General features: G+C 71.4%; 16 protein-coding genes and 2 pseudogenes. 17 read left to right on the top strand and 1 reads right to left on the bottom strand.

Annotated features, from left to right (window positions below; translation table 11 throughout):
* The first annotated feature begins 12 nt into the window (after window positions 1-12).
* The 16 genes and pseudogenes from crtI to BN971_RS26765 form a co-directional block, all read left to right on the top strand.
* Window positions 13-1,542, top strand: coding sequence for a phytoene desaturase family protein (gene crtI, locus BN971_RS19770; protein WP_085180688.1), 1,530 nt, complete (start codon window positions 13-15; stop codon window positions 1,540-1,542).
* The gene (locus tag BN971_RS19775; RefSeq protein WP_085180687.1) at window positions 1,539-2,489 is read left to right on the top strand and encodes a phytoene/squalene synthase family protein; all 951 of its coding nucleotides are present in this window, start codon (window positions 1,539-1,541) and stop codon (window positions 2,487-2,489) included. The genes crtI and BN971_RS19775 overlap by 4 nt, the downstream gene beginning before the upstream one ends.
* Window positions 2,486-2,809 carry a lycopene cyclase domain-containing protein gene (locus tag BN971_RS19780; protein WP_085180686.1) on the top strand — a complete coding sequence of 108 codons (324 nt, stop codon included), beginning with the start codon at window positions 2,486-2,488 and terminating at the stop codon, window positions 2,807-2,809. The genes BN971_RS19775 and BN971_RS19780 overlap by 4 nt, the downstream gene beginning before the upstream one ends.
* Window positions 2,806-3,117 carry a lycopene cyclase domain-containing protein gene (locus BN971_RS19785; protein ID WP_085180685.1) on the top strand — a complete coding sequence of 104 codons (312 nt, stop codon included), beginning with the start codon at window positions 2,806-2,808 and terminating at the stop codon, window positions 3,115-3,117. The genes BN971_RS19780 and BN971_RS19785 overlap by 4 nt, the downstream gene beginning before the upstream one ends.
* On the top strand, window positions 3,104-3,832 hold the full coding sequence (locus BN971_RS19790) for a class I SAM-dependent methyltransferase (RefSeq protein WP_085180684.1): 729 nt from the start codon (window positions 3,104-3,106) through the stop codon (window positions 3,830-3,832). The genes BN971_RS19785 and BN971_RS19790 overlap by 14 nt, the downstream gene beginning before the upstream one ends.
* A complete protein-coding gene (locus tag BN971_RS19795) occupies window positions 3,825-5,375 on the top strand; it encodes an FAD-dependent oxidoreductase (protein ID WP_085180683.1) in 1,551 nt (516 codons plus the stop codon). Before BN971_RS19790 ends, BN971_RS19795 begins: the two co-directional genes overlap by 8 nt.
* On the top strand, window positions 5,372-6,370 hold the full coding sequence (locus tag BN971_RS19800; protein ID WP_085180682.1) for a DUF5914 domain-containing protein: 999 nt from the start codon (window positions 5,372-5,374) through the stop codon (window positions 6,368-6,370). The genes BN971_RS19795 and BN971_RS19800 overlap by 4 nt, the downstream gene beginning before the upstream one ends.
* 11 nt (window positions 6,371-6,381) lie before the next feature.
* The gene (locus tag BN971_RS19805; RefSeq protein WP_085180863.1) at window positions 6,382-6,741 is read left to right on the top strand and encodes a DUF2784 domain-containing protein; all 360 of its coding nucleotides are present in this window, start codon (window positions 6,382-6,384) and stop codon (window positions 6,739-6,741) included.
* On the top strand, window positions 6,713-7,078 hold the full coding sequence (locus tag BN971_RS19810; RefSeq protein WP_249262751.1) for a lipopolysaccharide assembly protein LapA domain-containing protein: 366 nt from the start codon (window positions 6,713-6,715) through the stop codon (window positions 7,076-7,078). The genes BN971_RS19805 and BN971_RS19810 overlap by 29 nt, the downstream gene beginning before the upstream one ends.
* Before the next feature lie 167 nt (window positions 7,079-7,245).
* A complete protein-coding gene (locus BN971_RS19815) occupies window positions 7,246-7,665 on the top strand; it encodes a hypothetical protein (RefSeq protein ID WP_085180679.1) in 420 nt (139 codons plus the stop codon).
* 4 nt (window positions 7,666-7,669) lie between these two features.
* Window positions 7,670-9,382 (top strand): HVA1 family protein, encoded by a 1,713-nt coding sequence (locus tag BN971_RS19820; RefSeq protein WP_085180678.1) that lies wholly within the window; start codon window positions 7,670-7,672, stop codon window positions 9,380-9,382.
* Window positions 9,383-9,582: 200 nt separating this feature from the next.
* Window positions 9,583-10,191 (top strand): MarR family winged helix-turn-helix transcriptional regulator, encoded by a 609-nt coding sequence (locus BN971_RS19825; protein ID WP_090350470.1) that lies wholly within the window; start codon window positions 9,583-9,585, stop codon window positions 10,189-10,191.
* Complete coding sequence (locus tag BN971_RS19830) at window positions 10,188-11,912, top strand: MMPL family transporter (protein WP_428978067.1); 1,725 nt, start codon at window positions 10,188-10,190, stop codon at window positions 11,910-11,912. The genes BN971_RS19825 and BN971_RS19830 overlap by 4 nt, the downstream gene beginning before the upstream one ends.
* Window positions 11,913-11,915: 3 nt before the next feature.
* Window positions 11,916-12,395, top strand: coding sequence for a TspO/MBR family protein (locus BN971_RS19835; RefSeq protein WP_085180674.1), 480 nt, complete (start codon window positions 11,916-11,918; stop codon window positions 12,393-12,395).
* 14 nt (window positions 12,396-12,409) lie between these two features.
* The gene (locus tag BN971_RS19840; RefSeq protein WP_085180673.1) at window positions 12,410-13,738 is read left to right on the top strand and encodes a cryptochrome/photolyase family protein; all 1,329 of its coding nucleotides are present in this window, start codon (window positions 12,410-12,412) and stop codon (window positions 13,736-13,738) included.
* Between the two features lie 3 nt (window positions 13,739-13,741).
* Window positions 13,742-13,828: pseudogene (locus tag BN971_RS26765) on the top strand (DUF4333 domain-containing protein); the annotation flags it as partial.
* Between the two features lie 19 nt (window positions 13,829-13,847).
* Here BN971_RS26765 and BN971_RS19845 read toward each other — a convergent pair.
* Window positions 13,848-14,585: an acyltransferase gene (locus BN971_RS19845; RefSeq protein ID WP_085180672.1), complete on the bottom strand. Its 738-nt coding sequence runs from the start codon at window positions 14,583-14,585 to the stop codon at window positions 13,848-13,850.
* A gap of 153 nt (window positions 14,586-14,738) precedes the next feature.
* Between BN971_RS19845 and BN971_RS25390 the strand changes: the two are divergent.
* Window positions 14,739-15,403 (top strand): annotated as a pseudogene (locus BN971_RS25390) (PQQ-binding-like beta-propeller repeat protein); the annotation flags it as partial.

The following is a 15,403-nucleotide window of genomic DNA, read 5'->3' on the forward strand; positions in this document are numbered from 1 at the left end:
GACCCGTTGAGCATGCGGACTGTCGAGGGACGAAGCGACCATGTCGTGGTGGTCGGGGCCGGCCTGTCCGGCCTCTCCGCGGCGCTGTACCTGGCCGGTCGGGGCCGCAAGGTCACGGTGGTCGAACGGTACCCCTGGCCCGGCGGACGGGCCGGCCGGCTCGACGTCGGCGGCTACCGGGTCGACACCGGTCCCACGGTGCTCACCATGCCGGACATCATCGACGACGTCTTCGCGGCCGTCGGCGAGGACCGGACCAGCCGCCTGGAGTTGCTGCCGGTCGACCCGGCCTACCGCGCGGTCTTCCGCGACGGCAGCGCGATCGACGTGCATGCCGACGAGGAGCGGATGACCGCCGCGATCGAGGAGTTCGCTGGCTTCGGGCAGGCAGCGGGCTACCGGCGGCTGCGCGAGTGGCTGGGGCGGCTGTACCGCGTCGAGTTCGACGGCTTCATCTCCGCCAACTTCGACTCGCCACTGTCGCTGCTCACCCCGCAACTGGCGCAGCTCGCCGCCATCGGCGGCTTCCGCAAGTGGGAGCGCATGGTTCGCCGGCACATCACCGACGAGCGGCTGCTGCGGGTCTTCACCTTCCAGTCGCTGTACGCCGGTGTCGCGCCGCGCGACGCCCTGGCCGCGTACGCGGTGATCGCGTACATGGACACCGTCGCCGGCGTGTTCTTCCCCCGCGGCGGCGTCCGCGCCCTGCCCGACGCCCTCGCCGCCGCGGCCGTCGACGCCGGAGTCGAATTCCATTACGGCGCAACGGTGACCGGGCTCGAGCGCTCCGGCGGACGGGTCGCCGCCGTGCGGACGGCCGAATCCGGACGTTTCCCCTGCGACGCCGTGGTGCTCACGACCGAACTGCCGCTGACGTATGCGCTGCTGGGCCGGACGCCGCGGCGCGCGGTGCGGCTGCGACCGTCGCCGTCGGCGGTGGTGGCCCACCTCGGGTGCCGGTCCGTGGCCCCCGAGACGCTGCATCACACGATCCTGTTCGGCGACGCGTGGGACCAGACGTTCACCGACATCATCCGCGACGGGCGGCTCATGCGGGACCCGTCGCTGCTGGTGACCCGGCCGACGGCCACCGACCCGGCGCTGGCTCCCGCCGGCCGCGACCTGTTGTACGTGCTCGCGCCCGCGCCGAACCTGGAGCGGGGCACGGTGGACTGGGCCGGGGTCGGCGACGGCTACAGCCGCACGATGATCGATGAGGTCGCCGACCGGCTGCTGCCCGGCCTGGGCGACGATGTCGAGGTGCTCGACGTCGTCACACCCGCCGACTGGGCCCGCCAGGGCATGGCGGCCGGCAGCCCGTTCGCGCTGGCCCACACGTTCGCCCAGACCGGCCCGTTCCGCCCGGGCAACCTGGTCCGCGGCATCGACAACGCGGTGCTCGCCGGGTCGTCCACCGTGCCCGGGGTCGGCGTGCCGACCGCGCTGATCTCCGGGCGGCTGGCCGCCGACCGCATCACCGGGCCGATCCACCCGGCCGCCCGCCCCGTGACCCGCATCGACACGAAAGCCAGGTTGCCATGATCCGCAGCGAGTTGGACGCCGCCCGCATCGACGAACCGCGCCTGCGCGAGGGGTATCGCCGGTGCCGCGAGCTCAACGCCGCGCACGGCCGCACGTTCTTCCTGGCGACCCGGCTGCTGGCGCCCGACCAGCGGCCCGCGATCCACGCGCTGTACGGCTTCGCCCGCTACGCCGACGACATCCTCGACGACCTGGATCCCACGGTGGGCACGGACGTGCGGGCCGAACGGCTCCAGCAGCTCTCCGACCAGTTCTTCGCCGGCGGGGACCACACGGGGGATCCGGTCCTGGCGGCGGTGACCCACACCGCCCGCCGCTACCGGATCGACCCGCGGCTGTTCGAGGACTTCCTGGCGTCGATGCGGATGGATCTGTCCGTCACCGACTATCCCAACCGCGACGCGATCAACCTCTACATGCGCGGCTCCGCGGAGGCGATCGGCCTGCAGGTGCTGCCCGTGCTGGGCACCGTGGTGCCCGTCGAGGAGGCCGCGCCGTACGCCGCGGCGCTGGGCCGCGCCTTCCAGCTCACCAACTTCCTGCGCGACGTCGACGAGGACCTGCTGCGCGGCCGGGTCTACCTGCCGGCCGACGAGCTGGCCGCCCACGGCGTGGATCGCGACCTGCTGATGTGGTGTCACCAGCATCGCCGCACCGATCCCCGGGTGCGGGGGGCGCTGGCCGCCCAGCACGAAATCACCCGGCAGACTTACCGATTCGCCAATTCCGGGATCGCGCTGCTGGCACCGCGCTCGCGACCGTGCGTGGCGACGGCGTCCCAACTCTACGGCGAGATCCTGGATCGGATCGAGGCCAGCGACTTCGCTGTTTTCACGCATCGGGCCACTGTCGGCAAGGTCCGACGGCTGCGGGTTGCCGGTGCAGGACTGATACGGTCGTGGCGGGCGCGCACCAGCGCGGAGGACGATCGTCCGGGAGCCGAATGAGCGATCGGTGGCAGTACCTACTGGTTCTGGCCGCGTGCCTGGCGGTCACCGCGCCCCTGGAGGTGTTCGGCCGCGGCGTCTACCGCCGGTGGCGGCGGGCCGCCCGGTCGATCCTGCCGGTGGCGTTGATCTTCCTGCTCTGGGATGAGATCGCGGTCGCCGCGCACGTGTGGCGCTACGACGGCGCCTACGTGACCGGCCTGAACGTACCGGTCCGGGTGCCGATCGAAGAGGTGCTGTTCTTCCTGGTCATTCCGGTGTGCGGGCTTCTGACGTACAACGCCGTCGGCACCATCCTGGCCAAGGTCGGCCGCCGATGACGGGGCTGGGATACACGCTGCCCGCGGTCCTGGCCGTCGTGGCCGTGTGCGTGTTGGAGTTGGCGGTGCTGCGCACCGGGCTGTTCCGGCGGCCCGCCTACTGGCTGTCGATGCTGATCGTGCTCGGGTTCCAGATACCGGTCGACGGGTGGCTCACCAAGCTCAGCTCACCGATCGTGATCTACGACGATCGCCAGACCGCCGGCGTGCGGTTCCCGTTCGACATTCCCATCGAGGACTTTCTGTTCGGCTTCGCTTTGGTCACCGCGGTGCTGCTGCTGTGGGAACGGCAACGTGCGCGTGGGTGAACTCGGTCCGGCCCCGGGCGACCTGTCGGCCGCATTCGACGCCGGGGCCGCGGCATACGACCGGCTCGTCGGCGCCAACCCGTGGTACCACCCCCACCTGCTGCTGTCGGCGCAGCGCATGCGAATCCCCGACAACGGCAAGGGATTACGGCTACTGGACGCCGGGTGCGGCACCGGCGCATCGACGGCCGCGCTGCTCGCCGTCGCGCCCGAGGCCGAGATCGTCGCGGTCGACGCGTCGCGCGGCATGCTGGAGGCGGCCCGCGCGAAGGACTGGCCAAAGTCGGTGCGGTTCGTGCACTCCCCCATCGAGCGGGTGGCCGAGCACGGGGTCGCCGGGCCGTTCGACGGCATCCTGGCCGCGTACCTCATCCGCAACCTGGCCGACCCCGACGCCCAGTTGGCGGCCTTCCGCGCGCTCCTGCGCCCGGGCGGCACCCTGGCCGTGCACGAGTACTCGGTGCGCGATTCCGCGGCCGCCACGATGGTCTGGCACGCCGTGTGCTGGGGCATCATCATCCCCGCCGGGTGGTGGCGCACCCGCGACACCACGCTCTACCGCTACCTGTGGCGCAGCGCGCTCGCGTTCGACGGCGCGGCACGTTTCCGCGAGCGCCTCACCGACGCGGGCTTCGCGGCGGTGCGCAGCGAAACCGTGCCCAGCTGGGAGGCCAACATCGTGCACACCTTCCTCGCGGAGGCCCCCGATGACTGATTCTCCCATCGCTCTGGGGACCGACCGCCGACGCCAAACTCTGCCCGCCACCGGGGGATTGGCGGACGCCGCCACCCTGCCGTCGCGGCCCCGCGTGGTGGTGGTCGGCGGCGGCATCGCCGGGCTGAGCGCGGCCACGGGCCTGGCCGAACGCGGGGTCGCCGTCGAGGTGATCGAGCGCGAGCCCTATCTGGGCGGGCGCGTCGGCGGCTGGACCGAGCGGCGCGACGGCTCCGAACCGCTCGCGATGAATCGCGGCTTCCACGCGTTCTTCCGGCAGTACTACAACCTGCGCTCCCTGCTCGCGCGGATCGATCCGCGGTTGGGCATGCTCACCCCCGTCGAGGACTACCCGCTCATCGACGGCGAGGGCCGGCGCGACACCTTCCGCGGGCTGCCGCAGACCCCGCCGTGGAACGCCGTGGCCTTCGCGGCGCGCAGTCCCACCTTCCGGCTGCGCGACTTCCTTCACCTCGACGCCCGGGCGGCCGCGCCGCTCGCCGCGGTCTCGCTGCCCGGCATCTACCAGCGCCTCGATCACCTCGACGCCGCAACGTTTCTGGAGAACATCCGCTTCCCCGAGGCCGCCCGGCACCTGGCGTTCGAGGTCTTCTCCCGCAGCTTCTTCGCCGACCCGTCGCAGCTGTCGGCCGCCGAGTTGGCGACCATGTTCCACATCTACTTCCTGGGCTCCAGCGAGGGCCTCATCTTCGACGTCCCGACCGCGAACTACGACAAGGCCCTCTGGGAGCCGCTGCAGCGCTACCTGGAATCGCGCGCCGTGCAATTCCGGCTCGGCGCCAACGTGCTGCGCATCGACACGGGTGCGGCCGGCGGTTTTCGCGTGCACACCGACTCCGGGGACCACCTGGACGCCGACGGGGTGGTCCTGGCGGCCGACGTCGCCGGCCTGCAGCGGATCGTCGCCGAGTCGAGCGACCTGGGCAACGAAACCTGGCGCGGGCAGATCGCGCAGATGGGCATCGCCCCGCCGTTCGCGGTGCACCGGCTGTGGCTCGACCGGCCCGTCGCGGCGGACCGGTCGGCATTCCTGGGCACCGCCGGCCACAAACCGCTCGACAACATCAGCGTGCTGGAGCGCTACGAGCGCGAAGCCGGCGAATGGGCTCGCGCGCACCGCGGTTCCGTGGTCGAACTGCACGCCTACGCACTCGAGTCGGCGGCGTCCACCCCGGCCGCGATCGCCCAGCTGCACCGGATATACCCGGAAACCGCCGCGGCGCAAGTGGTTTGCGAGCTCACGCTGGAGCGCGGCGACTGCCCGCTGTTCCCACCTGGATCGTACGAACGGCGGCCCCAGGTCGTCACGCCGCACGCCGGGCTGCTGCTGGCCGGCGACGCGATCCGCGTCGACCTGCCGGTCGCGCTCATGGAGCGTGCCGCGACCACCGGATGGTGCGCGGCCAACCGACTGCTGGCATCCTGGGGGCTGGCCGGCCACCCGCTGCACACCGTACCCACCGCAGGCCGCTCGCCGCTGCTGCGCTGGCTGGCCACCCGTGAAAGGGCCACCCAATCATGAACATCCGCAGACAGTTTCGGCGGATCTTGCCCAAAGACGTTCCGCTGCAAGTTCTCCCGCGCACGGCATGGGCCAGTCAGCGCCCGACCTACCGCGAGGCCGAGCCGGCCCTCATCGAATCGGCGCTGCGTCGCTCCCAGAAGAGGCCCACCGGCAACTGGTACGCCTTTGCCGCCAGCCGCGACGTGCGGGCCGGCAGGCCGTTCGGCGTTCAGGTGGCCGGCGTCGAGCTGGTCGCCTGGCGAGACCGCCTGGGCCGCCTGCGTATCGGTCCACGCAGTTGCCCGCATCTGGGCGCCGACCTGGCCACCGGCACGGTTCACGACGGCGCGTTGATCTGCCGCTGGCACGGCCTGGCGCTCGGCGGCATCGAGCGCGAGTTCGGCTGGTGCCCGTTGCCCGGCCACGACGACGGCACGCTGGTCTGGGTCCGGCTCGACAAGGTCGGCGACGAGGAGCCGTCGGACGAACCGGTGATTCCGGTCCGGCCGACCGGCGACACGCTGACCGCCGTCACCCGCATGGTCGGCGTCTGCGAGCCGGCCGACATCGTCGCCAACCGGCTCGACCCCTGGCACGGCGCGTGGTTTCACCCGTACTCGTTCACCGCGCTCGAGGTCCTCACCACCCCCACCGAACAGGCCGACCGCTTCCTGGTCGCGGTCACCTTCCGGATGGGCCGATTCGGCGCGCCCGTCATCGCGGAGTTCACCTGCCCGGAGGCCCGCACCGTCGTGATGCGCATCGTCGACGGCGAGGGGGTGGGCAGCACCGTCGAAACCCACGCCACCCCAATCGGTCCGGGACCCGACGGCCGTCCCCGCACCGCCGTGCTGGAGGCCACCTTTGCCCACTCCGATCGTCGCGGATTCAGATACGCGTCTCGGGTGGGGCCGCTGATCTCACCGATGATGCGCTATGCCGCCGGCCGCCTGTGGCGCGACGACCTGGCCTACGCCGAGCGCCGGTACGCGGTGCGCGCGGCGCGGGCGTGAACGCGCCGGCCATGAAGAGGCTGTATTCGGCCACCGTCGCGGCGACCGCGGCCGCCCACTTCGCTTATCTGATGTACCTGCCGGTCGGCGGTTTCCTCGCGCTGCGCTGGCCGCGCACGATGGCGTTGCACGTGCCCGCGGTGGCCTGGGGGGTCGCGGTCGTCACGTTGCCACTGCCCTGTCCGCTGACGTCGCTGGAATCATGGGCGCGCCGTCGCGCGCGCATGGAGCCGCTGCCGGCCACGGGGTTCGTCGACCGCTATGTCGCCGGCACGTTGTATCCGGCCGGCCGCACCGGGATCGCGCAGTCGATGGCGTTCGTCGCCGCGGCCGCGTCGTGGTGTGTGCTGGCGACGAGGCGTCTGCGCTGAGCAATCCCTAGTTTCCCGCACCCGGGACGGCGGGCTCGGGCGCGTCGAGTCCGCGCCCGCCCTGACGGCGCGGACGAACCGGCCGTCGTTCACGCGGCTGGCGGCGGCCTGGTGGTTCTTGGTGGTCGGCCTGCTGATCCTGATCGTCCTGCTCGTCTTCGTCGCCCAGAACACCGAATCCGTCACCGCGCACTTCCTGATGTTGCACTGGAACCTGCCGGTGGGCGTGGGTTACCTGTTGGCCGCCGTCGCAGGTGCGGCCACCACCGTGCTGGTCGGCGCGGCGCGGATGATCCAGCTTCGGCGCGCCGCCAAGAAGGGGATCCGGCCGCTCTAACCGCGCCCGCCGGCGAAAGGCCTTGTGTCCCAATCCCCGCCCGCGTCGCGGACGGCACGTGAATATTTCAGATGTTTAACAATCTCGTCCCCCCGAGCGCGGTTGGTCCCCGCCCTCAACGGGAAGCCATAGCACTGACGCGGTGCGCGAGAGGTTAGGGGCGTTCGATGGATGACGGTGACGCGGCGCAGGCCGTGGCCGAGGCGGTGGGAAAGGTCACCGAGGCGCTGGAGACCATCGAACGTGCCCGCGGACACCTGTACTCCTTCCACCAGTTGACCGGTCACGCCGACCTGCAACTCGACGAGGCGGTGGCCACGTTGTCCGAACTCGGACACGCCGAGGTGGCCGAGCTCATCAGCCGTGAACTCATCGGGCGTAACGTACTGCCCGGCCGATGGACCTTCCAGGTGGTCGAAGACTACGACGACGGCTACTACCGCTGCTTCCGCGAAATCGAAGGGCTCGTGCGAAGCCGGCTCACCGACGGACGCCGCCACGCCCACGAGGCGGCCCTCAAGGAGCGCCGGCGCACCCACGGCCACCCGGCCCACACCGCGGCCCCCGACGACGACCCGGAGGGATGACCGCGTGCGCTGCGTCGTACTCGGCGCCACCGGCTATCTGGGCACGCGCCTGATCCCCGAGCTGCTGTCGGCCGGGCACACCGTGCGCGTGCTCGCGCGTGACCCGGCCAAACTCGACGACGTCGCCTGGCGCGACCGGGTCGACGTCATCGGCGGCGACGTCGCCGATGCTCCCACCGTGCGGCGGGCGCTGCGGGGCCAGCAGGTGCTCTACTACCTGGTGCATTCGCTGTTGCGACCCGACTTCGTGGAGTTCGACCGGCGGGCCGCCCGGATCGTGGCCGACGCCGCCGCCGGCGCCGCCCTGTCCCGCATCGTCTACGTCGGCGGGATCATCCCCACCGGGCAGGAACTGTCCGACCACCTCGCCTCGCGCGCGGAGGTGGGCGAGGTGTTCATGGAATCCGGAGTGCCCACCGCCGAACTGCGGGCGGCCGCCATCATCGGAGCGGGCTCGGCCAGCTTCGAGATGCTGCGCTACCTCACCGAACGACTGCCGCTCATCGTCACCCCGCGCTGGCTACGCACCCGCGTCCAGCCCATCGCCGTCCGGGACGTCCTGTACTACCTCGTCAAGGCCGCGGAGCTGCCCGCCGAGGTGAACCGGCCGTTCGACATCGGCGGCCCGGACGCCTTCCCCTACACCGAGATGATCCGCAAGTACGCCGCCGTCGCGGGCTTGACCAGGCGGCCGACGCTGCCGGCGCCGCTGCTGAGTCCGGGGGTCTCGGCCCCGTTGGTCGGCCTGCTCACCCCGATCCCGCGCCGGCTGGCGGTCTCGCTGATGGAGTCACTGGAGAACGACGTGGTGTGCGCCGACCGTGACATCGCCCGCCACATACCCGATCCCGCGGACGGGCTGACGCACTACGAGGAAGCCGTCGAACTGGCGCTGGGCCACGCGCGCCGCGGCGACCTGCGCACGCGGTGGTCGCGCGGCGACGCCGACGGCGCGCCGTCCCAACCGCTTCCCACCGACCCGCAGTGGGCGGGCGGATCGCTTTACGACGATGTGCGCCAACACCACAGTCCCACCGACACCGCCACCCTGTGGCGCGCCATCGAAACGGCGGTTACCGAACGCAATTGGTCGGTCCTCCCCCTGGGCTGGCCGGTGCGCGGCTGGATCAATGGCCTGGTCACCGCCGTGTGGAGACGCCGCAGGCCGCTCGACGGTCACCGGCTGCACGTCGGTGAGGCGCTGGATTGGTGGCGCGTCGAGCACGTCGAGCACCCCCGCTTGCTGCGGCTGCGCGCCGACATCCCGCTGCCCGGCCGCCTGTGGCTCGAGCTGACCGCAAGCCCGGACGGCAACGGGGGGTCCCGTTACGGCCAGCGTGCGCTCTTCCAGCCGTACGGGCTTGTGGGGCAGCTGTTTTGGACCGCTTCCGCGCCCTCGCGCGACGCGGTCTTCGGCGGCATCGCGCGCGATGTCACCGCCACCGCGCGCCGGGGTATGGTCGCGGCGCCCGGCCCGGCGCACTCCCGAAAGGGCAATACCATGGGAGACAACACATTCCGCAAGGGCGACAACGTCGAGTGGAAGAGCCACGGCAAAACGGTCCACGGAACGGTCGAGGAGAAGATCACTTCGGACACCGAGGCCGCCGGGCGCGCGGTGCGCGCGTCGACGGACGAACCGCAGTACCGCGTCCGCAGCAGCAAGACCGGCGCCGACGCCGTGCACAAGTCGGAAGCCCTGCGGCGCGCCGACTGAACCGTGGTAGCGCCGGCCTGCACGGCCGCGGTGCCGGTTGGCGTCGAGCGGGGGGCGCCGGGCGCGCATTCCCGGGGAATACTGAGGCATCGAGCGGGCGCAACGGCCAAATCATCTGGCCGGCGGGTACGCTCACTGCGGCGGGCCGCGACAGCGGCCGCCGAATATGCTTTGTGCGTATCGAAGAAGGATGCGGGTAGGTGACCAGGCGCGGCGCTGCTGATCGGCGGCCAGGACGGACCGAACTGGAGAAGCTCATGTCCGCGGACATGCGGGCGATCACAGCGCAGTCCGACCGCATCGGACGCCACTTCGCCCGGCAGAACGACGTCAGCGGCAGCGACTTCCACGCGCTGCTGCACATCATGGTCGCCGAAACGGCCGGGGAACCGCTGACACTGGCCAGGCTGCGGCAGCGAATGGACGTGTCGCCGGCCGCCATCACCTACCTCGTCGACCGGATGATCGAGGCCGGGCACATCCGCCGCGAGCCCGACCCCGACGACCGCCGCAAGACGCTGCTTCGTTACGAGAAGCCGGGCATGGCGCTGGCCCGGTCCTTCTTCAACCCGCTTGGCGCCGAGGTGCGCTCGGCGCTCGCCGATATCCCCGACCGGGATCTGGATGCGGCGCACCGGGTTTTCCAGGCGCTGATCGAGGCGATGGCGACGTTCGAGTCCCGGCTCGCCACCGCGCGCGCCAAACCCGAGCCGCCCGAGCCCAAGGCGGCCGCGGCGACGCCACCGGCGCGCCCCCGACGACGACGGTCTCGGCCGACGGCAGGGTCGCCATCGGCGTGGTGCCGGTGAGCGCGGACCTGTCGGGCCTGGCCCTCGACGACAAGGTCGCCGCGTTGCGCAAGGCCGCGGACACCGGGCTGCCGGGAGACCTCCGCGCCCACGTCACCGGCGGCCCGGCGTTCGGGGCCGACATCGCGAACGCGTTCACCAACGCCAACGTCACGCTCCTGATTGTGACGGCCTCGGTGGTGGCGGCGCTGCTGATTGCGACTTACCGCTCGCCGGTGCTGTGGCTGGTGCCGCTGCTGGTGATCGGCTTCGCCGACCGGGTGGCCGCGGCGGTGGGCACCGCGGTGGCGTCGCTCACCGGGCTCAGCTTCGACGGGTCCACCTCCGGGATCACCAGCGTGCTGGTGTTCGGCGCGGGCACCAACTACGCGCTGCTGCTGATCTCGCGCTACCGCCAGGAACTGTCGCGCAGCCCCGACCACCGCGAGGCCCTGCGCCGAGCCGTGCGCATGGCCGGGCCGGCCATCCTGGCCAGCAACGCGACCGTGGTGCTGGCGCTGCTGACGCTGCTGTTCGCGTCCACCCCGAGCACCCGCAGCCTGGGCGCCCTGGCCGCGTGCGGGATTCTCGTCGCCGCCGCGTCGGTCCTGACCGTGCTGCCGCCGCTGCTGGCCCTGTTCGGCCGCCGGCTCTTCTGGCCGTTCGTCCCGCGCCCCGGTGATGGCGCCCGGATCGACGCCGGCCCGTGGCACCGGGTCGCCGACTGGGTGGGCAGGCATCCGGCCGCCGTCGCGGCCGTCGCCGTCACCGTCCTGGCGGCCCTGGGCACGGGGCTGCTGGGCACCCGGGTCGGCCTGTCGCAGACCGAACAGTTCCGCGTGCGCGCCGATTCGGTGACCGGCTACGACATCGTCGCCGCGCACTTCCCCGCCGGCCTTGCCAACCCGACGCTGGTGGTGGGCTCCACCGTCGCGGCGCCGAACATAACGCAAGCCATCAGTTCGACGCCTGGCGTGGTTTCGGAGAACCCGTCCGGCCGGTCGACGACCGGCCTGACCAAGTGGTCGGTGGTCATCGACGCCCCGCCGGCCTCCGATCGGGCGTTCAACACCATTGCGGCACTGCGGGATTCGGTCCACTCGGCCGACTACGGTGCGCTGGTGGGCGGACCCGACGCGCAGGCCCTCGACGTCCGCAACGCCGCCGTCCATGACCGCCTGCTGGTCATCCCTGCCATCCTCGGCGTGATCCTGGCCGTGCTGTTCGCGCTGCTGCGCTCGGCGCTGGCGCCACCGATACTGCTGGCGGCGACGATCCTGGGCGCGCTGGCCGCCCTCGGCGTCGGCGGCTGGGCCAGCATCCACGTCTTCGGCTTCCCGGCGCTGGACAACAGCACCCCGCTGTTCGCCTTCCTTTTCCTGGCCGCCCTCGGCGTGGACTACACCATCTTCCTGGTCACGCGCGCCCGCGAGGAGGCCGCCGACCACGGCGCCCGCGACGGCATGGTCCGCGCGGTGTCGGCCACCGGCGGCGTGATCACCAGCGCGGGAATCGTTTTGGCCGCCGTCTTCGCCGTGTTGGGGGTGTTGCCGCTGATCGTGCTGACGCAGCTGGGCATCATCGTCGGGCTCGGCATCCTGCTCGACACGTTCGTGGTGCGCACGCTCATCATTCCCGCGCTGTTCGCCCTCATCGGCGACCGGATCTGGTGGCCCAACACCCCGATGCACCCCAGAGTTATTCATCCACAACTGAATACAACCCCGACGCGAGGAGAGTAGACCGTGAAGAAGTCAACACTGGCGGCGACGTCGCTGGCCGTCGGCACCGCCGCCGGCACCGGAAGCATCGCCAGCGTCAACAGCGTGTCGGTGTGGTTCGCCCGGCTGCGCAAGCCGCCCTACCAGCCGCCCGACGCGGTCTTCCCGATCGTGTGGACCACCCTTTACACCGACATCGCGGCGTCGTCCGCGGTGGCCATCGACCGGCTCCGGGCGGCGGGCAAAGACGACGAGGCGCGCCGCTACGCCGCCGCGCTGGGGGTGAACCTGGTCCTCAACGGTTCCTGGAGTTGGCTGTTCTTCCGGTATCACAAGCTGGGTGCGGCGGCGATCGGGGCCGCGGCGCTGGCGGCCAGCAGCGCCGACCTGGTGCGTCGCACGGCGCAGGCCGACCCGCGCGCCGGCCTGGCGATGTCGCCGTACGCGCTGTGGACCTCCTTCGCGACCGTGCTGGCCACGCATGTGTGGCGGCTCAACCGCTGAGGTACTCCTGCGCAATGCCGACGCTGCTGTGGTTTCGCCGCGACCTGCGGCTGCGTGATCACCCCGCCCTCGCCGCCGCCGCCGACAGCGGGGAGGTGCTGGCCTGCTTCGTGCTCGATCCGCGGCTGGAGGCGTCGTCGGGCCCGCGGCGGCTGCAGTTCCTCGGAGATTCGTTGCGGCAGTTGCGCGCCGACCTCGACGGTCGCCTGCTGGTGACCCGCGGGCGACCCGAGCGGCAGATCCCCCGCATCGCCACGGAGATCGGCGCGGCCTCGGTGCACATCTCGGAGGACTTCGCGCCGTACGGGAAGCGCCGCGACGAACGGGTGCGCGAGGCGCTGGGTTCGGTGCCGCTGGTGGCGACGGGCTCGCCGTACCTGGTGTCACCCGGGCGCGTCACCAAACCGGACGGCTCGCCGTATCGGGTGTTCACCCCGTTCCTGCGGCAGTGGCGCGAGGTGGGCTGGCGGGCGCCGGCGAAGTCGGGCGCCGCGTCGGCGCGCTGGCTCGACCCGACCGATGTGGACGTGGCCCAGTGCGAGATCCCGGACCCCGGGGCCGCGCTCGACCTCGCCGCCGGGGAATCCGCGGCGCTCGCCCAGTGGGAGCGGTTCGCCGGCGAAGCGCTGAAGCGCTACGGCGATGACCGCAACAGGCCCGACCTGCCGGGAACCAGCCGGATGTCGGCGTACCTGAAGTTCGGCACCATCCATCCCCGCACCCTGGTCGCCGGCCTCGACACCGGTAGCCCCGGGGCGCAGGCCTACGTGCGGGAGTTGGCGTTTCGCGACTTTTACGCCGACGTGCTGCACCACTGGCCGGCCAGTTCGTGGCGCAACTGGAACAGCGACTTCGACGCCATCCAGACCGACACCGGAGCCGAGGCCAAGCGGCGCTTCGAATCCTGGAAGGCCGGCCGAACCGGGTTCCCGTTCGTCGACGCGGGGATGCGTCAGCTGCGCGAGACGGGCTTCATGCATAACCGGGTGCGCATGACGGTGGCGTCGTTTCTGGTCAAGGACCTGCATCTGCCGTGGCAGTGGGGCGCCGAATGGTTCCTGGAGCAACTCGTGGACGGCGACATGGCCAACAACCAGCACGGCTGGCAGTGGTGCGCGGGGTGCGGCACCGACGCCGCGCCGTACTTCCGCGTGTTCAACCCCACCAAACAGGGCGAGAAGTTCGATCCCGCCGGCGACTACATCCGGCGCTGGGTGCCCGAGCTGCGCTCGGTCGACGACGCGCACCTTCGCAAAGGCGAACGCCCGCAAGGATATCCGGAGCCGATCGTCGACCACGGCACCGAACGGGCCGAGGCGCTGCGCCGCTACCAGAGCCTCTGAGCGCGGTGTCAGCTCGTCGACGGCACCGACAAGTACGGGGTCAACGTCACCGTGACCAACGTGGACGACCACCCCGAACCGGCCAGCTAGCCAGCGGGTCACCTTCTGACTAGCGCGCCGCCTTCTTGCGTTCGATGTCGGCCAGCGCGGCGGCCAGTTCGGCGCGCTGCGCCGCCGAGTTCTCCCACGAAAGCTGGCGGTTCTTGACCACTTTGGCCGGCGCCCCGACCGCGATCGAGTAGTCGGGGATCTCGCCGCGCACCACCGCGTGCGAGCCCAGCACGCAACCGCGTCCGATGGAGGTGCCGCGCAGCACCGTCACCTTCACCCCGACCCAGGTGTCGGGGCCGATTCGGACCGGGGACTTGATGATGCCCTGATCCTTGATCGGGACGTTGATGTCGTCCATGCGATGGTCGAAATCGCACACGTAGCACCAGTCGGCCATCAACACCGAATCGCCGAGCTCGACGTCGAGGTAGGCGTTGATGACGTTGTCGCGGCCGAGCACCACCTTGTCGCCGAACCGCAGCGAACCCTCGTGCGCCCGGATGGTGTTCTTGTCCCCGATGTGGACCCAGCGGCCGATTTCCAGCTGCGCCAGCTCGGGTGTCGCGTGGATCTCCACGTCCTTGCCGAGGAACACCATGCCGCGGGTGATGATGTGCGGGTTGGCCAGCTTGAACTTCAGCAGCCGCCAGTAGCGCACCAGGTACCACGGCGTGTAGGCGCGGTTGGCCAGCACCCACTTCAGCGAGGCGAGCGTCAGGAATTTGGCCTGCCGCGGATCCCGCAGCGTCGATCCCCGCCAGCGCCGATGGAGCGGGGCGCCCCACATGGTCGTCATGGCCGGAAAGCCTAATGGGGACCGCCGGGGTCTGGAGAACAAGGTGCGGGCGATCGGCCGGTCGCCGACCGGCACGGGTTACCCTCACCTGTACTCAATCGCAGCTCATGCCGAACGGCCGGCGCCCCTCGAGCGAACCGACTGACGAAGGATCTGGAAACCCAAGTGCTTGCCGGACATCTCGTGCGTGGGCTTCGGTTCTGTTCGGCCACGGTGTTGGCCGCCACGCTCGCGGCGGGGCTCGGCGGCTGCGGGAACACCGACGCGTGGGTGGAGGCGTCACCCGCGCCGGGCTGGCCCGCGCCCTACGCCGACGCGGCCAACAGCGGCTACACCGCGACCGGCGGCGCTTCCAAGCTGTCGCTGCGGTGGACGCGCTCGGTCAAGGGCAGCCTGGCGGCCGGACCGGCGCTCGGCGCGCGCGGCTACCTCGCCCTCAACGCGCAGACGCCCGCGGGTTGCTCGCTGATGGAGTGGGAGAACGACGACAACGGCCGGCAACGCTGGTGCGTCCGGCTGTTCCAGGGCGGCGGCTTCGCCGGGCCGCTGTTCGACGGCTTCGACAACCTCTATGTCGGCCAGCCGGGGGCCTTCCTGTCATTCCCGGTGACGCAGTGGACCCGGTGGCGGCAACCGGTGATCGGGATGCCGACGACGCCGCGATTCCTCGGGCACGGCCAGCTGCTGGTCGCCACCCACCTGGGCCAGGTGTTGGTCTTCGACGCCCACCGCGGCGAGGTCGTCGGTAGCCCGCTGGATCTGGTCGACGGCGTCGACCCCACCGACGCCACGCGCGGGCTGGCCGACTGCGCGCCGGC

It is taken from the genome of Mycobacterium bohemicum DSM 44277 (genome assembly GCF_001053185.1).
Classification (GTDB): Bacteria; Actinomycetota; Actinomycetes; order Mycobacteriales; family Mycobacteriaceae; genus Mycobacterium; species Mycobacterium bohemicum.